Source organism: Shinella sp. M31 (assembly GCF_049199205.1).
GTDB lineage: Bacteria > Pseudomonadota > Alphaproteobacteria > Rhizobiales > Rhizobiaceae > Shinella.
The window spans coordinates 1-22,066 of record NZ_JBLZPH010000099.1; the positions used below are offsets into that span (position 1 = coordinate 1).

The 22,066-nt window shown below is 58.4% G+C and carries 15 protein-coding genes; 2 read left to right on the forward strand and 13 right to left on the reverse strand.

Annotated elements, in window-relative coordinates; translation table 11 throughout:
• Nucleotides 1-130 precede the first annotated feature (130 nt).
• Nucleotides 131-556 (forward strand): hypothetical protein, encoded by a 426-nt coding sequence (locus ACOZKU_RS17150; RefSeq protein WP_421579880.1) that lies wholly within the window; start codon nt 131-133, stop codon nt 554-556.
• Nucleotides 557-653: 97 nt separating this feature from the next.
• On the opposite strand, the gene ACOZKU_RS17155 is transcribed toward ACOZKU_RS17150, so the two are convergent.
• The 10 genes from ACOZKU_RS17155 to ACOZKU_RS17200 all read right to left on the reverse strand — a co-directional run bounded on the left by ACOZKU_RS17155 (nt 654) and on the right by ACOZKU_RS17200 (nt 15,420).
• Nucleotides 654-1,550 (reverse strand): hypothetical protein, encoded by an 897-nt coding sequence (locus ACOZKU_RS17155; protein ID WP_421579881.1) that lies wholly within the window; start codon nt 1,548-1,550, stop codon nt 654-656.
• On the reverse strand, nt 1,547-2,971 hold the full coding sequence (gene dgt / locus ACOZKU_RS17160) for a dGTP triphosphohydrolase (protein ID WP_421579882.1): 1,425 nt from the start codon (nt 2,969-2,971) through the stop codon (nt 1,547-1,549). Before dgt ends, ACOZKU_RS17155 begins: the two co-directional genes overlap by 4 nt.
• Nucleotides 2,972-3,474: 503 nt before the next feature.
• Entirely contained in the window at nt 3,475-4,797 is a 1,323-nt protein-coding gene (locus tag ACOZKU_RS17165; protein ID WP_421579883.1) for an McrC family protein, read from the reverse strand.
• A complete protein-coding gene (locus ACOZKU_RS17170; RefSeq protein WP_421579884.1) occupies nt 4,794-7,301 on the reverse strand; it encodes an AAA family ATPase in 2,508 nt (835 codons plus the stop codon). The genes ACOZKU_RS17165 and ACOZKU_RS17170 overlap by 4 nt, the downstream gene beginning before the upstream one ends.
• A 1,030-nt stretch (nt 7,302-8,331) precedes the next feature.
• Nucleotides 8,332-9,054 carry a DUF6602 domain-containing protein gene (locus tag ACOZKU_RS17175; RefSeq protein ID WP_209787410.1) on the reverse strand — a complete coding sequence of 241 codons (723 nt, stop codon included), beginning with the start codon at nt 9,052-9,054 and terminating at the stop codon, nt 8,332-8,334.
• 16 nt (nt 9,055-9,070) lie between these two features.
• Entirely contained in the window at nt 9,071-9,976 is a 906-nt protein-coding gene (locus tag ACOZKU_RS17180; RefSeq protein ID WP_421579885.1) for a CBASS oligonucleotide cyclase, read from the reverse strand.
• Nucleotides 9,976-10,473: a hypothetical protein gene (locus tag ACOZKU_RS17185; protein WP_003508389.1), complete on the reverse strand. Its 498-nt coding sequence runs from the start codon at nt 10,471-10,473 to the stop codon at nt 9,976-9,978. The genes ACOZKU_RS17180 and ACOZKU_RS17185 overlap by 1 nt, the downstream gene beginning before the upstream one ends.
• Nucleotides 10,470-10,943, reverse strand: coding sequence for a hypothetical protein (locus ACOZKU_RS17190; protein ID WP_421579886.1), 474 nt, complete (start codon nt 10,941-10,943; stop codon nt 10,470-10,472). The genes ACOZKU_RS17185 and ACOZKU_RS17190 overlap by 4 nt, the downstream gene beginning before the upstream one ends.
• A complete protein-coding gene (locus ACOZKU_RS17195) occupies nt 10,940-11,830 on the reverse strand; it encodes an AAA family ATPase (protein ID WP_421579887.1) in 891 nt (296 codons plus the stop codon). The genes ACOZKU_RS17190 and ACOZKU_RS17195 overlap by 4 nt, the downstream gene beginning before the upstream one ends.
• Nucleotides 11,831-11,922: 92 nt before the next feature.
• Nucleotides 11,923-15,420, reverse strand: a complete 3,498-nt coding sequence (locus ACOZKU_RS17200) for a TM0106 family RecB-like putative nuclease (RefSeq protein WP_421579888.1) — start codon at nt 15,418-15,420, stop codon at nt 11,923-11,925.
• On the opposite strand from ACOZKU_RS17200, the gene ACOZKU_RS17205 reads away from it, so the two are divergent.
• On the forward strand, nt 15,419-16,408 hold the full coding sequence (locus ACOZKU_RS17205) for a helix-turn-helix transcriptional regulator (RefSeq protein ID WP_421579889.1): 990 nt from the start codon (nt 15,419-15,421) through the stop codon (nt 16,406-16,408). The genes ACOZKU_RS17200 and ACOZKU_RS17205 overlap by 2 nt on opposite strands.
• A gap of 852 nt (nt 16,409-17,260) precedes the next feature.
• Here the strand turns inward: ACOZKU_RS17205 and ACOZKU_RS17210 are convergent.
• Genes ACOZKU_RS17210 through ACOZKU_RS17220 form a run of 3 tightly spaced genes read right to left on the reverse strand, consistent with a single transcriptional unit; the run spans nt 17,261 to nt 21,680 of the window.
• Complete coding sequence (locus ACOZKU_RS17210; RefSeq protein ID WP_421579890.1) at nt 17,261-19,138, reverse strand: RiPP maturation radical SAM C-methyltransferase; 1,878 nt, start codon at nt 19,136-19,138, stop codon at nt 17,261-17,263.
• A gap of 29 nt (nt 19,139-19,167) precedes the next feature.
• Nucleotides 19,168-19,536: a hypothetical protein gene (locus tag ACOZKU_RS17215; protein WP_421579891.1), complete on the reverse strand. Its 369-nt coding sequence runs from the start codon at nt 19,534-19,536 to the stop codon at nt 19,168-19,170.
• A 29-nt stretch (nt 19,537-19,565) separates the two neighbouring features.
• Nucleotides 19,566-21,680 (reverse strand): B12-binding domain-containing radical SAM protein, encoded by a 2,115-nt coding sequence (locus tag ACOZKU_RS17220; protein WP_421579892.1) that lies wholly within the window; start codon nt 21,678-21,680, stop codon nt 19,566-19,568.
• Nucleotides 21,681-22,066 lie beyond the last annotated feature (386 nt).

Consider the following 22,066-nt stretch of genomic DNA (forward strand, 5'->3'; position numbering starts at 1 on the left):
CTTCAAGAACAGCTCAGCGCACGAGCCCAAAACGACAAAGGAGAAAACGAGAAACTTGACCACGACCGCAGACCCGAAACATACCTAATAGGCGGGTCAATTCTCGGTGGAAACGCCGGGTCAGTTCTCAGTGGCAATCAACACCCTTAAATTCCAGAAATATACCTATGGGCCCTACGCGCCTGCCCTTAGGCACGTCCTGACAAAGATGGATGGAGCCTACTTGAAGGGTGTCGGTGACGGAACGAAACCTTCAGAAATCATAGTTCTGGATGCAGCACTGAACGATGCGGAACGTTACTTTTCTGCTGCCGGCGATCCGACAACAAATGAGCGCGTTCAGCGAATTGCTAAACTGATCGATGGCTTTGAGTCACCTTACGGCATGGAACTTCTGGGCACAGTCCATTGGGCCGCTGGGGAGAGCGAGAGCAAGAGCTTGGACGAGGTTATCCAACGAGTCCACGCTTGGAATGCTCGCAAGCGCGAGCTTATGAAGCCGGCGCATATCAAGGTCGCTTATGAGCGGCTGATGAGCGAAGGTTGGATCAATTAGAAGATCTTTTTGTGCGCTGAGATATCGGAAATAATTTCCGTCTTGTGGTCAGTGCATTTGCCGGGGCGCTGGTACGATCAATCGAAAGCGTTTTCCATCAACCCGAGTTTTTCGACGCAGCCGCGATCGTTCGTCCCGCAGGGGAGCGACACGAGGACTGATTCTCCGACGCTACCGCCACAAGGCCCCTGATGGTCTCCGGACACGTCCCCTGGTCTCCTGCCACGTACGGGCCGTAGTGAAGTGGGTTGAACTTAACCAAGCGATTGCAAGATGATCGGCCCGCCGTGTGTTTGCAGATCTCCAAAATCACGGCATTCGGATCGCTCCCTGCTGCTAGGCGGCGCCCAAGGCCGTTGCGGGCAACATAGTCCACAATCTCGCCACCGTTGCGGGCCATGCCCTCTACCAAATAGCTGGTAAGCTTGGGACCCAGGTCCTGACGCCAATCCAACAAAATCCGCAAGGTGCGTGCCAGCGTGCCGATATAATGTGGATTGGCTTCGAGGTTGATATCGACGATGCCGTGTTTGATACTTGTCCAGAACCGGTCCGAACTTGTGATTTCAAGCGTGCGACAATGGAAGAGCACCGCATCGCAGTCGAAGAACGTGGTCTTGATCAGATCGTTCAGAGAGTGCGCGGCCACGTAGCCATTGCTTACGGCCCATGTCGATTGCAGCGCCCACACGTCGAAATCGAACCGACCATATTTGAGCCTGTATCCGCCAAAGCGGTTGCGGTGACCGCCAAGCGCGGCAAGAAGGGTATCCAACACATCCGGCGACGCATCCACCACCACATCGACATCGGAGTTGAAGGCGTTACGCCCTTCGCGCGCGAAATCACGCGGCAGACCGCCAAAAATTGCACTATCGCCAGCACCGCTCAGAATATCTACCAGGCTGCCGATGTCGCCGCCGTGCGATCCTCTGATGAAGTCGGCAATGTCGTGACTTAGATCCAGGTCCCGAACGTGGTGGACAGCACTCATACCGCTCCTCGCTCACGCAGATCCTTCAGCAGCGAAATCGCGAAGCTATCCGTCATGCCCGACATCATGTCCGTCATCAGTTGCAGTTCCCGGTAGCGGATTGGCATGCGATTGTCCGGAGATTCAGCAACTCGCCGATAGTTCTCCGAGATACGTGAATAGACGTAGCTGTGCACGGGAGAGGTTCGCTTCGACCCTATATCAAGCGGATCTTTCCGGTTGGTGATCGCGGCCCAGAAGATGTCCATGAGCCCATGAATCGTTTGATGTCCCTTCAACTCGACCTCCAGCACCTGGCGGTGCGGATATATGTGCTTGCCGGCGAACTCTTTCAGCAGTGTCCACAAGCGTTTGGCATCGGATTCAGCCATGAGTTCCTTGTCGAAAGTGCCCGCCATCATGGCCGGCAAGTTTTCGGCAAAAGCCTTGGTCGCCGCCACGATCATGACGCCGATGGCATTAACCCGGAACATCTGCATGGTGATGTCGTCGAGTTCGGCGGCAGACAAAGACTGCGCACGAAATTCTTGGTGTTGCTGCCTTGCCTTGACGATGACAGAAGCAATGCATGCATCATCAGAGCCTTCGAACTCAAGGAACCCTGCTAGCCGATCGAAGTTTACCAAGCCCTTCTTGGCAGCATCTTCGACATCGACAATGGAATAGGCGATGTCATCGCAAGCCTCCATGATGAAGGTCAGTGGATGCCGAACACCCTCCCCCAAGCCTGTTTCCGCCCACACTTCCTTGGCGATATCGGCTTCCGATTGAAAATAGTTGAACTTCTTGCGCGCCAAGATCTTCTTGTTCACCTTGTCCGACGGGCTGGGATACTTCATGAGCGCTGCGAGGAACGCGTAGGTCATGTTCAGACCGTAAGAATCATTGACGATTTGCAGGCGCGTCAGAAGTCGGAAAGCCTGGGCGTTGCCTTCGAACTTGAGGAAGTCTTCCCTGAGTGCGGCTCCGTCGAGCCCCTCGAAAATATCTGGTGCCCGAGCCTTCATCCAGGACTGTATGGCGTCCTCGCCTTGGTGGCCGAACGGTGGGTTGCCGAGGTCGTGTGCAAGACCAATTGCTTCGAGCAGGGCTGGAACGTTTCGTTCCGCGTTGAGGCTCTCTGGCAGATTGAACTGTTCTGGATAGACGTACACAAGGGCCGTACCAAAACTGCGCGCCATGTTAGCTACTTCATGGCTATGGGTCAGGCGGGTGCGAACACTGTCATGAGGATCAAGGGGAAAGACTTGGGTCTTGTCTTGCATGCGCCGGACCGGCGTAGAGAACAAAATTCGGTCGTGGTCGCGCTCGAGTTCGGTACGATGTTCGGCGGTCTTGGCAGAGCGCTCTGCCCTTTTTCCTTTGGCCTTGTCCTTACGGCGCTGCGAATTGAGCAGCTTTTCCCACTTCAGATCACCCAATGTCCATTCCCCTGTGTCGGCCAAGTTCTCGGCGGAAGGCCCTGATTCGTCAATTGGCTGGGCTCCCAAGGCTACAAAACCATGTTGATGGATAAGCAATCGCAAACAGACGTTCGATCACGGCATAGAAAATAGTAATGTTCACTTTCTGTTCTATAGCAGCCATCCTCAAAATTCAAGAAGACGCTGAGGCGTGAACTGCGCGGCGGGCGTTCCCGAGCACAGGGCGCACCTGATCGACCAGATGGAATGCAGCTCGACGAACTGGCGATGGCAGCGACAGAGGATTAAGCTGCTCGGACGGCATCCTGCCGGCTTACCGATCCATCGGAATCCTTGATCTCGGCAAATCGAACCGCGTGCCGGCATCGAAGGCGGATGAAGTATTTTTATAGCCCGGAGCCCCCACGCCTTTCAAGGCCCCGGAAATCAATTGAGGCACACTTTAACGTCATGGCGGCATAACGCCCGTTCCACCTTTAAGCGTCTGATTTATTCATGGCTTAACCGGGTACCATGACGCCTTTGCCGGTTGCGGGAACAATGATTTTCTTTAGCCGTGCAACGATATCGTCGTCAGCGCCAAGTGCCACGTCGATGCTCACAGTTTCAAGTGTCGTGGCTTGTCCCGAAATCCAGAACTGCCCTTGGATGCCATCGTCCCCCGAAAGTCCTGTGTGGTGGGGGTAAAGCAGGGTCAAGTGAGGCGCCTTGTAAAGGTGGGCGTAGGCCATCATCTGGTAAACATCAGATTGGGAAACGCCCTGTTTAAGATCATCAATCCTAGAGGAAATCCTTTTCCACTTGGTGTCTATCACTTGCACCACCTCGCTGCCACGGCGGATCAGGATGTCAGGTTTGGTTTGAAAAACCTGACGCCCGCTGTCTTGAGCCGTCAGACAATACTCCCGCCCGCCCTGGAGCGTGACGCTGTACTCTGTTCCTGCCATCGCGCGTGCGACCAACCGTCCGACATACTCCTCGAAAAGCGTGTTCATTTCGAACAGAAGCGCTGTTCCCTGGCCGGCCCCGGCGCTCGTGGTCTGGAATTGGTTGCGCAAGAACATCCGCGCCATTCCGACTAGATCCTGCCAGCCACGATTGGTCCGGTCGATCACGACTTCATCCCACCGCAGAGCGGGAACCGGAATGGCCGAAATGTCCGCATAAACAAATGCCAACTCCCGAAGCCGGTGGAGATTGGACGTACTGCGCGACAGCTTGGAAAGATGGGCAAGTGCCGCCTTCATGACGCGGTTCAACGCGATGTCGGTGGACAGCTCGTCAAATCGGCAAGCAAGGCGGCTGGGGTTAACCGCATGGCGAGTGAATTGGCGGGACACGTCAAGCGTCCCGCGCAACGCGGGTAAGTCGTCCTCTTGGCCAATATATTTACGTGGCATACCGCGACGGAGAGCTTCCGTGAGCTTGCCACAAAATACCCGGACCAGGATTTCGAGAAGCGTTTCGTGCTGCCAGTCCAGTTCCGACAAGCGCCCAGTCTCGATCTTCATGTCCAGCGCCACGGCGAGCATGTGGACAAGACGCTTGCGGATTTCGCTCCGCTCTTCGATCGAGCCATGTGCGGCGGGTACGTCGATCTTAGGAAGGATCTCCAGGCTGCAGTCCTCGGCCGCAATGACACCAACCACGCCGCGGGCGCGCAACTCATGCCGGCGGTCCTCGAGCACGCCCCTTTCGCCCCGTCCAGCAAAAATCGACGTCTTGCTAACTGCGGCCAGGCGGTCGGCCATCCTGTCCGGGATACAACCAGGCCCGTCACCGCGGGGGAGCGACCGGTATTCCAGCACGCTGAAAGCGGTCATTCGACTTCGAACTCCGTAAAGTCAAAGCCACCATCGCGATCACCTTGAACCTCGGGACGGACGCGCCAGCGATAGCGAACGCCAGATACCGTGTCAGAGTCCAATCCGGGTGGCGCGGATATGACATCTCGCACCAAGAACCGCGGATTGCTCTGCGCCGCGTCGCCGAGGACCGCGGCAACCTTTGACCAATCCTCGTAGAAATACTCGGATAGCAAGGGGATCACCTTGTATCGCATCGCCGCTGCGATCTTGGCGCGGGTATCGCAGCCGGTGAGATAGGCATGACCGATCTGATGTTCGCGGTCGAACAGATACTCAATCCGTTCGTTGATTGTGCGCAGAAGCTTCTGAGGATTGATCCCTTCAACGTTATTTGGCAGCACATGGGGATCTGGCATTAGCTCGCGGAACGCGAACCGGCGCCGTAGCGCAGTGTCCAGAAGCGCAATTGACCTGTCGGCCGTATTCATCGTCGCGATGATGTGCAGGTTCGCCGGCACAGCGAACGGCAATTTGGAATATGGCAACGCAAGACGGATTTCGTTCGGCATACCCAGCCGCTTGTCGGGCTCCAAGAGCGTGATCAGTTCGCCGAAGACCTTTGAAATATTGGCCCGGTTGATCTCATCGATGATCAGCACAAAAGCCTCGCGTTCAGCGCCGGCATCAACCTCCTTGATCGTGCTATTCATGTAGCGCTCGAGGGCAGGAATATTGAGGCGCTCTTTCCTCAACCCGTAGATCGACCGCATCGTAAAATTGCCATCATAGATCTCGGTGACCGGCACACCCGCAACGTCGTGCCAGAGCCAGCGAACGGCACGCCTGTGGCCATAGTTTCCCTCTGGTCGCGGATGATATTCGTAGTCGCCGGTCACTTCACCTATAGCTCGGACCAACTGGTTCCCTTTCGACACGACAATGATATCGCCTCGCTTGAGACGATTTCGAAACGTGTCGGTGATTGACACCTGGCCAGACTGTAAAGTGACCGGTCCCTCGATCTTTCCTTGTGACTGGCAAGTTTTCAGGATTTCCCCAGCAGCCTCATACTTTGGGTCGCTCCAGTCGATGTCTTCCCAGTCCAGAACGGTGTAGCCGCCCTCAATCACTTCCTCGAAGAGGTCTTGATCTCCGGCATCTCGGCTGAAGCCAACTGACATCTTGTAGATTTGTCTACCATCAATTGTGATCCGGTTGCGGATCGCCGTCTTGCCTAAGCCCGTTTCGGCTCGCTTGGCAATGCGCCGAAAAATTCCAGGCACGGTTTCTAGCCGGAAACCCACTGAAGACGTTTCTTCACTATCGTCCGATCCTGTCATGGGCTGACGGCCCTCAACGAAATCCTCATAGGTCATCGACTGGTGAAAGGTAACGAACTCAATCCGGCCCTCGCTGGAAAGACGGTGATACTCGACCATCAGGGCCTCGCGTTCAGCGCGCAGAAGTTCGGCCGCTGCGTCGCCCAAACACAGTCGAACGGCTTCCAATGCGGTGGCGTAAGTCTTGCCGGTTCCCGGCGGGCCGTAAAGAATCAGGTTGGTTGCCGAGCGTGTTGGTGTTGTTTTTGCTTCTGTCACGGTGGCTGCCTCCGCTTGCGATGCGAGCTTGTAAGTGAAGATGGTTGAGCTGCTGGGGTTCGGCTCGGTATGAGTTGGGGGTGGCACCTGAGCCAATTCCTGGAACTTCTTGCCACCAAGTGCACTGCAGATGTTCGGAAATGCGTCTGGAAGGCCCATTGCCTCAGCGATCTGGCTGGCGCGAATAGCCACCTTTGGAGCATTCCGCTCTCGCCCCGGCTCAATGAAATAATTTCGCGCGCAAAGACGTATGCGGTCAGCGTCGCGTATAAGGTGGTCGTAGCGTTCGGGAGGCGGGACAGGCTTGTCATCCTGGTCCACAATAATGAAGCCCGAATTGTGTAGTCGCGCGGCCGCATCCGCTTTCTGCCCCCATCCTCCGTTCAGGTCGATCTTCCGCAAGATGAAGCCGACAAGTGGCTTCGTGGGATAAACGCGCTTTGGGCGCTCACGACTGGAGCGCACCCAGTAATCACGAGGTTCCCCGAACTGACTGAATATCTCTGCGTTTTCACCGGTCAGGCTGTGGCGATCAAAGGCATCCATAGCCGCTTCAATCTCGGCTCTCGTGAAGATACCCCTTGCATCGGCTTCCATCGGAGGAACGCTTGTAGCCGGTCGCCAATGACTACCATTGCTATTTCCATCGATTACCACTCCCGCCGCGCGACTCTGACTGCTGAACACATGATCGACAGCAAAGCGGAAAAGCGCTGGGTTCTCATCGGGAACTAAAACACCCTGCTCTAACAATCGATCTCGTTCGGGCCTATCCCGTTTCTTGTCCGGAGATCCCACACGCATCGCGGTTGAACCCTGGCGAACAACGAAACCAGAAGGGACTGGCTTGCCAAAGGCTACAGCTTGTTCCTTTTGGATCTGAACCCAACCGCTTTCATCTTCTGTCATCGTTTGTTTCACTCTGAATTTCCATAATGCTCAATGCACACAACGTGTTCACCAACCGCATCTGCTCAACCGTCCCACATTTCGTTTCGCGTATTCCTCCAAACGCGTACTGAAGAAAGTCAGAAGATCCTCAAGCGCCCGTGCCTCCACGGCGTGATCATGCGCTTAAAAGGCCCGAAACTGCCCGTCGTGCCAGATACCGTGCACATACTCGAGCCCACCAAGCGCCGAAGGGCGATCCACTTGCATCAGAAATCCAACCATCCGCCCCAGTTGCCTGACAGGAACGCTCCCTGCAACACGACCTCAGTCCCTTGCGCTAAAGGCATCTCAAGTGGCATCGGCATCGGCTGTCAGATCATCACGCGGGATCGCGAACGCCGACCAGCCCGAGGCTTCAAGTCTTTCTAAGTGCGCCGCTTCGTGTGCTTCGCCCTGTCTCTGCAGCAGGGCCGCATCTTCGCTGTCCTCACCAGGCTCCGGTCTCTCGCCGCGCCGCCGCATCAAGTCGGTTGCCGAAAAACAGATAGTGCCGCAATGTCTTTCATGGTCGCCCTACAATCTCGAATAAGAATGAGCCGAAGAAGAATCGTTTCACCGGATCGCAGCTTCTAAAATAAACGCCATGGGTGTCAATTCGCGTCAGACACCGCAACTGGTTGAATTGATGCGCAGTGCCCGAAAAGCCTTCTCTTGTCAGCCGGCAGGGCGCCGCGGCGCGCACGATCCCCGGGCTTTTCGGCGCGGTGGCGGTTAGGCAAAGCACCTGAGCAGGCGTTTTATCGCCCGATGTTCCTTGATAAAGCGGCTGACATAGCGGTAGTCGGGCCTAAAATCGTCGCACTACTTCGACACACAATGGGCCTCGTCCGCAATCGGTCGATTGCGAACATCGGTGCAGATGGCGGCGCTTTGTCTCCAATCAATCAGCATGCGTGGGTTCCCTCGGGCAGCGGATTGTTCACCGCCTATCGTGACGATGCGCTATCGCGAGGCCCGATTTGTTAACCCATGACATGCCAACACTGTTCGACGTCGTCGATTACTTCGCCAACCATTCACCATAGGCGTCGATGTCGATCATAGGGACGGTGCCGCTGAATTGTAGCCGAGAGATCAGCTTGAACAGGAATGCGGTGGCTGGCTTGTTCTCGGACACGAAGTCATATCCGCCTGCGCCGTTGCGTGCGAAGTGGCCGTGCGACGCCACACACCCGATATCCAACTGGCGATCGCCGGTGCCATCGAGGAGGATCGCTTCAAGCGACTTGCCCATTGGCGGACTCCATTCGCTCTCGAAAGTCAGGATTCCGCCGAAAATCGGGATCAAGGGCTTCGCTGGATAGACGCCGCCCGCGTGCGGTATCGGCAGGCTCGTCCGATGGAGCCGCCTGGCACTAGCAACCTTTTCCTGAGCATATTTGACGAGCTGTGCGTCGGCAGTCTGCTTTGCCTCGAAGACGGCGTAAACGCTCTCGGCGGGAATGATCGTCTGGTTCTCGTAGGTGAAGATGAACGGCGAATACTGCCGGTCGAAAACGACCACGTCGATCTGCTCGCTGAATTTTCCCCTGCTGTCGACGACGTGGGCCTTGGCGACGCTGTATCGGGAGGGCAGGTACTTCTCCAGCAGGCTGATCCAGACGCTTTCGCTCGCGTCGCCCTTCATCCCGGGGTGCTGGAAGCTCTTGCGCGCCACCGACAGCCGCGATTGGATGTCTTCGTGCAACGAGGAAAGGAGTTGTGACAGGGACCATTCGGACATGAGGTCTTCCTTTCCTTCAAGAGAGCGGGAACTTGGGACCGAACAGCGCGCGCCATGCTTTCAAGGCATCGCCGTTGCGTCCGTGCTTGGCGAGATTTATGGCGCTTCGAGCATCGCGGCCGGCTGCCATGAGAAGATCGCGTGCACGCTGCTTGCGGGTGCCGTCCATGCCGTCGCTGATCGGCGGGCCGAGCCTGGCGGGATCGGCCCAGGTGTCGAAGATGCGGCCGGCCAGTGTCGAGAACATCCCCTCGATTTCGTAGTCGAAGCGGCCCTGCCATCCGCCGTAGAGGCACTCGAGCGCCATGACCTCGATGAGGAACGACGGCTTGACGGGCTTGTCGGCTCCGTGCCTTGGATTGTTGTTCCAATATTTGATCATGCGGACCAGGCCCTTCCATTCGTTGGAGAAGGCCTGGTGCGCATCAATCGCTTTCTGGGCGTGAATCTTGGGATTCGTCTTGATCCACTCGCCTTTGTCCGTGTCTGGGATCTCATAGTCGTCGCCAGACGAGAAGGCAGGAACGACGTCGACGCTCAGGATGCGGTAGTCGGTATTGTCCTCGGCGTCTACCGTAACGCCGAAGTCGACGTTCACCGAACGGCCCTGCTTGCGCACCGCCTTCTCGTCGTATTTCTCGACGAGTGCCTTACGGAAATCGTCGAGGACAACCGAGGGGGCCTTGTCACGGTACTTGGAACGTTCGCTCTCCTTGAGGACGAAGAAGATGTCGATGTCCTTGAGCGGCTTGGTCTTGGTGTGACGCTTGTAAGACCCTGTCAAGAAGCTGTTGGCTATGGCGAACTTGGTATCGAGATAGTCTCTCACCTCGTTCTGCCTCTTTGACGCGTTTTCCTGTTCGCGATCGTTAAGCTCAAGCCTCGACTTGAATTTCCTGAACGCGTCGTCGGTCGTAAGCATCAGCTCTTCCTCCAGTAGGCTGCGCTTCCGCCCAGGCCATTGTGGTCGATCGTCGATCCGAGATTGTGACGAATGAAGCCATCGGTAGAACGGTAAGAGCCGGGGCCCCAGCCCTGCACGTCCGGTCGTCCCGGTTTGCTTTTCATCTTGATGTCGTAGCAGGCGTCGGAAGGTGCGACGCCTGCCTTGCGAAGGTGATACTTGAGCTGATCAGTGTCAGTCCAAAAGCCGCCGCCGCCGTTCCAGCTATAGACGATGTCGATGTCCCAGCGGACGATGAGCGCACCTGTCGTCTTGTTGTAGATTTCCAGCACAACCCTTTCGAGGTCTTGCGTCCCCAACCACGTCTTGAGAGCCCGCATGTTGGTGTCCCAGTCGTTGACAAGGTTCGAAGGATCGAGTCCACTCAGACGGATGATGTCTTTGAGACTCTTGAGGATATTGTCGGCCACGTAGGTCACCGAGTGGGTGTAGGTGTTTACGGCAACGGTGGTCATGAGCCGAGGAAACCTTTCGGATCGAGGACGAGCGCGCCGCTGGTGGAGGCCTTCGTGGTATCGCTGCCAGCGGTTTCCGCGCTGTCGCGGGCGGTGATCCGGTTGCTCTGCTTCTTCAGCGAGTTGTTGACCCATTCGAGGTCGTCGGTGGGGCAAGGTAGCGACAACTTCCAATCGCCCTTCAGAGGGTCGTAGCCCAGCGTGTCTTCCTTTGCATCCGACCCATCGATGGCATCGTCATCATGGAGGGTGTATATGCGCGTGCGCGGGCCGTCGCAGGTCACTACAATCGCAGCGTCCTTGGCCGCCTGTTCGGCGATGACGCTCGCCGCCGTGCCGCCGGCCGCGAGAAGTTCGTTCCGATCTGAACCATCACGCCCCTGCGTGAGCAGCTCGACAATCTCCTTCCAGGTGTCGAGCGCATCGCGGTGAGGATTGCTGCGGAAGACGCGGGAGTAGGTGCTGCTCATCTGCGGGCCTCCTTGACGCGAGTTTTATGGGCTGATTTTGCGGCAGCGATGATTGCCGACATTGTCACGCTGCCCGGGTTCATCGCGGTGGCCTGGTCGGAAGCCAGTGCGTTAGCCACCATCTTGCGAATGGCGCGGCCATCCAAACCGACGCAGGCAGCAGCGCACTCTTCCAAACCCTTAGCGTCCGTGAGCTTCCCCATCTCCGGGAAGACCTTAGCAAGGCCGCCAAGGCAATCGCGCAGGATGAGCAGGCAGGCTTCCTTGGTGGGGAGCGGGACTTCGAGGATGAGATCACAACGCGAGAGAAACGCGTCGTCAACGGCCTTGGGGAAGTTGCTCGTAGCTACGAACAGAAGGCTTGGATGCTTTTCTGCAAGGGCATCGAGCTGGACAAGGACTGCATCCGTGGCGCGGTGGACATCGACGGGGTTTGCCTCAAGGCTTAGCTTGCTGCGGTCCGCCGCCAAAGTCTCAACTTCGTCCAGCAGGACGATCGTCGGACCGACCTGTGCGGCCTCTGAGATCGCCTGGCCGAAAAGATCGGTCACTGCGCGCTGGGTCTTGCCGTGGGCAGCACTGGCGAGAGAATGAGGCTCCACTTCGAGAAGGCGGAAGGCATCGCTGCGGAAAGCTTGGGCAACGCGATGTGCCAGCCCCTTGGCGAGCGAGGTCTTCCCCGTCCCAGGAACGCCCGTAAGCATAATGACGCCATGCAACGGGATCACCGAGCGCGAAACCTTCGAACGCAGCGTGAAATTGAGCACGGCCTGCGACAGCAGCTTGGCCTTGGTGCCCTCGTCTAAGACGATCGAATTCCAGAGCTCGCCGAGCGGCGCGCTCGGCAGACGGGTTATGTTGTGAATACCTTTAGGCAGTTCGTTCATTGGGAATGTTTCTCGCTGGTTCATATCGATCCCTTTCCAGGCCACACAGCGCCTTGGGTAAGCCTCGCGTGGAATTGGGATCGCCGCCATGGCTATCGCTGTCGATTATGTGACGAAAGCTGATGTCCCAAAGGTGCCACTTCATCACCGCACAGTCGCACACGCGGGTGTAAGAAGCTGTCACCCCCATATTCGCGTAACGTGCAGAGTGCGTTGACCAGCGCCATTTCCTCGATCGTCCGGCACGGAGTCTCAAGAAGCGCTGGAGCGGCGAATACCATCGCTGCGACTTGGGCACGCGAGACTGCCACGTTGATCCGGTTCAGCGAGAACAGGAATGCGATGTCGCGCGGCAGCTCCTCGCCGCTCGAGGTTGTCATGGACACTAAGCATATGGGCGCTTCTTGGCCTTGGAAACGGTCGATCGTGCCGACCCGGACCGTCTCCGGCAGCCGCGCCCGTAACGCGTTTACCTGTGCGTTGTAGGGCGCAACGACGAGGATATCGGCATGACCGACGATACGCTCGCGACCATCTCTGTCGCGATATGTCGAGCCTTCCACCTCCGCGACCCGTGCAGCAATGGCGTCGATTTCCTCAGGGCTGACCTGCGAACGGCCGAAGTGTGCGACGGCACGCATGCCAGCGCCGACCAAGTCGTCGCCCCTGCGGGAGACGAGCGTCTGGCCGCCGGCCTTCTCGTCGCTCCTAAGTCGGCTCTCGTAGACTGCCGTCGAGATGTAGCCGCATACCCGCGGATGCATGCGGCGACTGATCGGCATAAAGACACCACGGTCGGACGGCACGACCCGATGGCCGTCGATGAGGTATTCCAGACACGACCTGCCACTGTCACCCGGATGGCTGCCCTGCAGTGGTTGCGGCAACTGCATAGGATCGCCGACAAGCACGATGTTGCGAGCGCAGCGGACCATGGCGAGGATGTTGGCGATTGAGACCTGCCCTGCCTCGTCGACGATAAGGTAGTCGAAGGCGAAATCAGCGTAGCGAGCGAAGTGCCAAGCAGTCGCACCGACCACGTGCGCCGTCGCGATCTCTGGCGCGTCGTTGTCGTTCACGACGACAATGCCGGGGTGCCCCTCGTCATCGCCGTCATCGGACGCCTTCTGGACGACGCGGCACGCCACGCCCTCTGAGCGTGCCCGATCGACCACCGCCTCGAGAAGGTTGCTGATCGCCTTATGGCTGTTGGATGAGACCGCGACGCGCTTGCCCGCGCGGACGAGGTCCACGATCGAGAGCGCGCTGACAAAGGTCTTGCCGGTGCCCGGCGGGCCCTGGATCGCGAGCGTCGTTCCCGCCATCGCCGCGATCGCGCGGCTAGTCTCGGTGGGAAGGTCGCCATCGGTCGGAATTACACTGACGGGTCTCAGGCCATCGACAAATACCGGCGGCGACTGCGTCAGCAGATGCTCGACAGCCGGGAGCCGGCCGGTGTTGGCGATGATCTCCTCGGTCACCGCAGCGACTGCGTCTTTGAGGACGCTGTTGCGGAGCGGCTGCGGCGGTAGGAGGTCGAGCCTGTCCGGAAGCGACCCTTTCGCCGTCGAGCGCCGTAGCACCAGAGTGTTTGCCTCGTGGTCAATGGAACGGAGGTTGACGTCCTCGGGCATAGCCGCCGGCTTCACGCACGGCGACTTGCCCGCGCGCAGCTTCGTTTCCTGCGGCGGGAAGCGGTAGGTGCGCTCGAACGACTTCGCGGTGACTTTTACAGGCTCACCTATGGCCTCAAGTCCCTGAATGCACTCGAGGTCGTCAAGCAGTTCCTCGCTTTCCTGCGCGAGGCGGTCGAAGATCGCCCACCAGGTCGGCTTGTCCTCGCGCTTGTGGAACTGGCTGAGGTCAAGGAGCAAGTCGGCAACGCGCTCGCCGAGCCGCTCGCGGGCCGGCTGCAAGCGCGTACGCAGCACCGCGACCTCCTCGTCCTCGGCATCGACGTTGGAGAGAGTGCCATCCTCGGGCATGGCGCCGAGCATGGGCCACGGCATACCTGCCGGGCGCACGTCGCGGATCAGCCAGTCGCGGAGCATTTGCGTCGAGACGCAGTCGGTGCGGTTGTAGTCTTGTATCTCGTCGAGAAGTCGCTGCTCCCGCGTCTGCCGCCACTCCTCATAGAAGACGACGCTAGCGCCGGCGGTCGCGACGTCAGCCGCCCGCTTCTCCATGTAGAAGGCCTCGAGGTCCTTGATTGAGTAGCCCTTCTCGGACGCGACCATCCCGCCAGCAACCACCTTGAACAAATCAACAAAGCGCCGCTCCCGCTGGAGCTGGTCCATCGCTGCCTCGCCGGTGCGGTGCTGCGCGGTTAGCCGACGGAGCGCGGCGATCTCGTAGTTGGCGTAGTGGTAGACGTGCGCGTTCGGGAAGTGCCGTATGCGGTCGGCGAGGAAAGCCAGCAGGTCAGCGGCGGCGCGGCCCTCGTCCTCGCGGGTATGCGCCCAGAAGGCCCGGAACTGCCAGTTCGCGCCCTCACGATACCAGACGCCATGAAGGTATTCGAGGCCGCCCGGGAAGTAGGGATCGCCCTCAATGTCGTAGAAGATGTCGCCGTCGTCGGGGGTGGGAAGGAGGCCGAAGCCCTTGCCGGGTTCCGCGTCGCGCAGCTCGAACGAGGGTGGGCCGCCAGCGCGTCGCGCCGACTGGAGGCGCGCCTGCGCGACCAGTTTGCGCTGTGTCTCGGCCGCCATCCTCGGGACGCGCTCACCGCGGGCGGCGAGGCCTGCCATTGTGCTCACGCCGACCGCCTCGAGCTTCTGGCGTTGCGACCGGCTGATTCCGGCGACAAGTGCGAGGCTGTCTTCCACCTCCCACTGCTTCCCGCACAGGTCGCTCCAGCGACAGAGCGCGCATGCCGACACCGGCTCGGGTCGCGTCTCGGGCCGTTCGACGAGGAACGTCTCTAGCATACGGCGGGCGTGGCGCGCATAGGAGGATACCTCCGAAAGACGCACGGTGAAGCGGCTGCCGTCGCCAAGCTGTAGATGGGCCGCCTCGGGCGCCACCCCCTGCACCTTCGCGATCAGGTCGCTGTAGAGGCAGAGTTGAAGGACATGTTTTGGGTCGGGCTTACGCTTTAGCTTGGTGTCGACGACCTCGTATGACCAGACGCCGAGATCGGACGGCCGTTCGACACGCTCGAGGAAGTCGCTGTAGCCGCCCCATGCGCCATCGAGCAGTGCGCCCTGGAAGATGACGTCGGGTCCATCCCGCATCGCATCCAGGGTGAGGCGCACAGACTCTTCGAGCGGGATTCCATCCTTGGGTATCTCGACGACCCGGCGGCCGCTCGCCTTGATCTGCTCGAGGAACGCGAGCTCGTGCTCATCGCCCTGACGCTGCAGCAATGCGGCCTCGGTGCTGTCCTTGCGTGGCTCAAGGTCGCCGACTTCGATCAAGCGTAGGTCGAGTGCGGTCGCGTGCCGACAACCCTTAAAGCGCATCAGGTCAGAGGCCGAGAGTCTCAAAGCATCGTCTATCTTACGCATGCGCATTTCCCTTTCCTTATGCGCATTCCCCTTCCCTGCCATGTAGCATATAAGGGTGACAAAAGCTGTCGTGGTGATTTCCATGTCGTTTGCGAAGGCTCAGGAACTGCTCAAGCTCGCAATGATGGCGACGCGCCGGAGTGGCGTATCGCTGGAGGAGATCGTCGAGGAATGGGGCTGCTCCCATCGCACCGCGCAGCGAATGATGGAGGCGCTCCAGGCCGCATTTCCCCAGACCGAGTCCGAGGATGAAGAGGACCGCAAGCGCCGGTGGCGCATCCACGCTAAGGCAATCGCGCCGTTGCTGACTCCGTCGGCCGAGGAACTCGCAGCCATAGCCACCGCGATCAGCGAGCTCGAGACGCAACATATGACGGCGGAGGCTGCGATTCTACGACAGCTTCAATCCAAAGTCCGCGCGCTCCTACCACCCGGCGCCGGGACTCGGCTCGCCGTCGACGAGGAGGCGTTGCTTGAGGCGCTGGGCCATGCAGCCCGCCCCGGCCCCCGGCCGGCAATCAGCAGCGAGGTCGATGCAGCGATCTCGGAAGCCCTGAAGGGGCCCTTTTTGCTACGAATCGTCTACCGCAAGCGTACCCAGGACAAGCCGAGCGAGCGCGTTGTCGCGCCGCACGGGCTGCTGCTCGGCGTGCGTCGCTATCTCGTTGCCCGCGACATGGCGAAGAAAGGCGGGGGGCTCCAGCACTACCGTGTAGAGGAGATATACTCAGCCGAGGTCCTGGGCGAGAGCTTCGAGCTCGACCCCGGCTTCAGCATCCGCGCACACGCCGAGAAGGGCTTCGGCTCTTACGAAAGCGCCGCCGAGCATGGCGACGTCGTGTGGCGCTTCAGCCCTGACGCTGCGCCGCACGCGAGACGGTTCGTGTTTCACCCAACGCAGACTGTCGAGGAGGAAGCAAATGGCTCGTTGCTGGTCCGTTTTAGGGCTTCGGGCCACCTTGAAATGTGTTGGCACCTCTACTCGTGGGGCAAGTCGGTCGAAGTGCTGCAGCCTGCTAGGCTGCGGGAGATGGTGCATGGCCATCAGCGGGAATTTGATGCGCTACCCTAAACACCACTGCTGGGCTCGGTCCGGCGATACCCGCGCCTGCCAGATTAACGTCCGCCTATTAAAGTTCACCGCTCGAAAGCTGCCTGACCGCTACCGCCCCCAACTCGGTCGCTCATTTCGAGCGATCAGACGTCCGCTATTGGTGCAAAGCGGCCATCCGCGCGGCGACCGCAGGACGGTGAGCTTCGGCCCCGAAGCGGAAATTATTTCCGCTCCACACCCATATTGACTGAGGCCCAAAGCCAGGGCACAAAGGTGGCATCCACGGCCGCTCGCGATGGAAAAACAGAGGGAATTCAAAAGCGATTTCATTAAGTCTCTGAAATCATGTGAGAATCCAAGGTCCCCAGGCAGGCCAATTTAGGCCGGTTTTACGCTGAAAACCGGTGTCCGTTTCTCATCGAAAAAAGCGACGCCTTCTCAACGACTTGAGCGATTCTGGCTACTAATCTCCAGCCGTCCGTCGTGCTCAAATGGGTCTCGCTAAACTGGCTGGGGACCCCGTTTCAGCCGCAATCATTCTCTGCCTATGGCAGGGCCCTAGCGGACGTCGAAACGCTTGCAATGGATGACCGTTTAGGGGCTGAAGGCAGACCATCCGATGTCTAAATACAAATCCGCCACCTGCGATCATCGGTGATGGTGATCGGCCTCATGAAGCCGCAGAGGCTTTTGATGTCGATATGGATCATTTCGCAAAAGCCCCGCACTCGTATCAGCAGAAAAGCTCGATATGCTTGAGCCGAGCGAGGCCCGCCGGCTTCAAAAACCCGGCTGACGGTCGCCGGCGAGTCCGATAATCAATCTGACGCTCCCGAGGCCCCGACGGCGGCATGGCCAAGCGCGTGTGTGTCAAGTCTGCCGCATCGTCGGTCGGTCATATGAGTTCTGCCTTCCTTGAGCGGGTGACGTGAACAGTGTGTCCCTGGTGAACCGAGCAGTGGCAGCATCCGGAAGAACGAGGCTCAACAGCAGCGCTCTATCCTGAACCAGGAGACCTGCTTCTAAAAGCGCTGCAATGCGGCCGGGGTCTGCCACATCACGCACAGACTCTAGTGTCTGAATATCTTCGCATGCTTCGAGCAACCGTATTGAATCCGCATCCAGCGGCAGTTCGCGCTCGCTCCAGCCAAATCGCGAATCCACGACGACGGTTTGTCGTCCACGCCTGGAGAGCTCTAGGACCGGCGGCTTGTTGGCCCACGACGTCTGCCAGGAAGTCACGCGTTCGAACATTTGCACATGATGCGAATCTGGAAGAGTTTCAGGCGCCTCGTAATCAAAGAAGTACGCCGCGCGCTCCAGGTCGAGTGCGGGGGGATAGATCGCGCTATAAGCATCCCAAGGCCGCCACCATTCTACAGACGGTCCATCGCGCGATTGGAAGAGTGGCGAGAAGCGATCCATTCGAATGCGTGCGTATCCTTCGGGTGGTTCGAGGTGGCCGAGAAACCGAAGCAATTCGGTCTGATCTTCGTACATGGTGGCCGTCTCACCAGGCACGCCGTGGAGCAAGTTCCAGGACACCTTGATCCCAAGCCAGCGCGCCCACTTGAGCAGCCTGACATTGTGCAACTTGGACGAGCCCTTTCCAATCAGGCGAAGGATCTCCGTCGATAAGCTTTCGATTCCTGGCTGAATCCAACGAACGCCCCCGTCTCTGAGGACGCCGAGCTGCGCCAAGTTGAGGTTCGACTTCACCTCGAAGAAGAATCTGTAAGGAGCGTCTCGGAGGTGGGGAAACAGTGCATCCACGTGCTGCCGCGGCATGATGTTGTCGGTCGCTTTGAAGGCGAAGACGCCGTGCCTTTGGCTAAGGTGCTTGAGTTCCTTAATGACTATCTCAACAGGCTTTGTTCGGAACTGCATGTCGTTGCCGTTCAGCCCGCAGAAGGTACAATGGGATTTTTCTCCCCACCAGCAGCCGCGCGAGGTTTCGATAGGTAGCTCAATGCCCGTGGAAATCTTGAGGGCGCGGTGCCTAGCGAAATATTCGTCATACTCGGGTAAGTGCTCGCCTGTGAGGCTTCTGATGGTTAGCGGTGCCGATTCACGAATCGCTCCTGTTTCAGTTCGTGTGGCGATGCCCGGCACGTTCAGCGGAACTTTGCCGGCAGCAATGCAATGCAGAAGGGGCTTCACGCAGAGTTCCGCCTCTCCCGTGCAGATGTGGTCAATAAAAGGGAACGCCTCTAGGTACGCCGCTCCCATTTCGCCTTGAACATTGGCGCCGCCGAACACTACGATCAAGTTCGGACAACGAGCCTTCAATCGGCGTGCCAGCGCCAGAGCAGCGACGTTCTGCTGATATACGGAGCTGAACCCGACAACATCAAAGCGTTCCCACTCGACGCTTTCAAGGCAACTTTTTATGAACTCCGGAATCGTCACCTGCTGAAGATAGAGAAGGTATTCGCGGATTGCCGAGTCCTTCTGTCGAGTGACCGGATCGCGCGCCACGTTGTCAAGGTATCGATCAGACTGTCCAGGTGGTGCTGGACCAAATGCAGTTTCAGCGAACAGCCACTCACCAAGAAGGCCTTCGTTGTAGTGCGAAAACTCATCGTAAATCCGCGGTATCCGAGCAGCCAGGTCGAGGTTGAAATGGAAAGTCTCCGCGTCCCAACCTGCCTCGCGAACGAGGCCCGCGAGTACTCCGAGTTGGATCGAAGGCACGCGGACCTCAGCAAAGGGCATCCAAACTATGGCCATCGCGCAGTCAGATGTCATGTGGGCGCCTCGGCGCAACTGGTGCTGCATTAGGCGCCAGAACCTCCTTCTTCGTCGGTTTCTTTGTGCGCTCTCGCCTCCGCGGCAAGCCGGTATCTCGCGGCGCGGACCGGTGCAATGAAACCTTCTTCTGAATAGAAGACGGGCTCATGCATCTCGCGGATCGCCAGTTCGTCCTTGTTTACTTTGCCATCAACTAAAGCCTGTTCGCGGTTGGAGGTGGCCTCGTCCGGCGCCGCATCCGTCGCCATGATCTCCACGCATCTCGCAACGCAATCATAGCAGACGTAGGACGTGAGTTGGTTGTTCACGACGAGACGCTCTACCGATCTGCCTGTTACCGGATGTTGTTCTCCGACAGTCTTTTCACACATGGAGCATTTTCTTACGCCGATCATTTTATCCTCCTCTTTCAACGACAATCTACTTAGGGAATGGCTCTACTCGCCCGCGCCGTCGATTCAGTCGCGAATTCGCGCCAATCGTTACACGACGAGACCAATGTCACGAGGTCCTCGTGCAACGCCTGGCTCAATCCTTGGATGACACGGCTGTCGGCGACCCCGTGGACTGCCATGCGATTCACGATCTGATGCACGGAGCGGCTCCCATCGCAGTATTCGAGCAACTGCATCATCTTCTGCTCTAACGCCAGGAACTTGCCGTTCCTCGGATTGAAGATCACGGTATGGCCGTCGCTGCTTCGTTCGACTTCCACTAACCCGGCGCTTAGCGGTGCCTGTGCCTCGCCGAGCTCAACATGAGCTGGTCGCTCCTGACGGGCATTCCAGCCAGAGCCATAATTCCTCAGATATGCCAGGGAGTGGCTGTTCCAAGGCGGCACACCCTTTCGGCCGACATAATTCGAGCCGGCATGGAGTTGGAATGAGGCATCGACCTTCGAAATTCGGTCATAGGCCGACTGAGTAAGTTTAGCCGACAGCAGAACAGCGTCGTCGATATCCGTACCTCCTCGAACCCGATAGTCGTGGGCGAGAGCGTCCGCTCTTGCAACGGGCGTAAGCGTCGATTCAACCCCGAGTGTCTCGGCTTTGATGAAGGCGTCGGAGAAGGTTTGCAGTCTGAACGCACCAAGATTGAAGGAGCCGATGTGGTGGTGGTGATCAACGAGAAACTCTGCCGTCGACATGGCCTCATCCAAAGTCTCCCCTGGGAATCCGACCAAGGTGAAGAGGTGCGGAGAAATCCCGGTGGTCCAGCAGGATTCCAAGATTTCTGGCACTTTGCCGATCTGCGTGCCCTTTCGCATGAGGTTCAAGACACGCTGGCTCGCGCTTTCGAAGCCGAAATACAGGCGGCGACAGCCCGCCTGCGCGATCTTCTCAATAAGCGCACGATCCATCCAGCGCGTCAGTCGCGCGTAGCAAGACCAAGAAACTTCTATTCGTCGCTCGGTCAGTTTATCTGCGAGTGCGGCGAGCCGTTCTGGAGGAATGTCTACGTCAGCGAACATGATGCAGCGGATGCCATAGTCGTCCACCAGCCTTTCTATCGTTCCAACCACTACATCCGTGGATTGGGGCGCATAGTGCTTTGAGAAGCTTTCTGAACAGAAGAGGCATTTCGACCACTCGCAGCCTTTGCCACTCAATAGAGGGAGTACGTGCGGAGGCGCGAAATACTTTTGCAGCGGCAGGCCACTGAAGTCGGGCGCGCCGAACGTGTCATAGTTCTCCAAACGCGCCGGTGTTGGTGCGGGCCGCCTGGAACCGCCCCGCGTGACTATTCCGGGAATCTCTTGGAGTGGTGTTCCGTTGCAGAGTGCGGAGAGCGGGGCTCGACCGTCGTCTAGCACGAAGCCGTCAATAAACTCAAAGAGGGTGGCGATGTTGCTTTCTGGCAATCGCGCCATATGCGAAAAGACGTCGCCACCGATGAGAATTGGGACGCGTGGCGCCTTTGCCTTGATAAGCCGCGCAAGCGTGAATGTCGGGATGATCTGGTCGGAATAGACGACCGAAATGCCCACTATATCGAGATCGAGTGCGACTAGGTCAGGTACAAACAGTTCCTCAAACACCGCCGCGAACGGGTTCTGCGGGCTGGGTTTCGAGGCGGCCAGAAGGTCGGCTATAGTTTCCGTCTCATACCCTCTGACGTAAGTCGTCGGTGTGATACGCGACGGAAAGAATGCAGCGGAAAGGAGCTCACAGCCGCGATGAAGGATCCGGTAGTTCTTCGCGTAGCGATCTGGGTCATAGAACGCGGTGGCGTCGCGCAGCTCCGCCTTGGCACTGTCGATCAGCTCCGCAACGGCCGGCCCAACTGTCACGGCACGGTTCAGTAGATCGCGCCATTCTGAATTGCTTTCGGCGTTCCCTTGTCCATCGAGAACTTCGCGCGCCAGCTCAATAACTTGGAGCAGATAAGACCTAGTCAAGACATGATCGTAGTATGCGAGGTTTAGATCGCGCTGAACGACCTCATGTCCTTGGCGACTTAAAAAGATCGCCAGCATAGGTAAGCTAAGATACGGCTGGGTCAGGTCGAAAGGTGGCGGGAAAACTAGACCGATTTTCATGCGAGCCCCCCCTATAATGCAGATATACCTGAGATTGAGCCGTTCGGCAAGTACGTGCCGAATAGTTGCTATTGACCTATCCGCTTGAAAACGGCCTTCGCCCATGCCCAGAGGAGCGGCCTATAAAACGGCAAGCGCCTTTTACTAGGCGTTGGTGGCCGCGGATCGAAGCGGACCACGCCTAGACGTGAGTTTTTAGCCTCGAGCCAGATGACGTTTTTCGGAGGCGACCGAGATGCGCGCGGAATGTCGGAGATCGAGGCGTGAAGCTGCAGGGCGCGGTATGGGCGCCTGACCGCAAACTTGACGTCCCACCGCGGAAATTATTGCCGCTATGCCCTCCGGTTGACTGATGCCCAAAGCCAGGGAACAAAGGTGGCATCCAC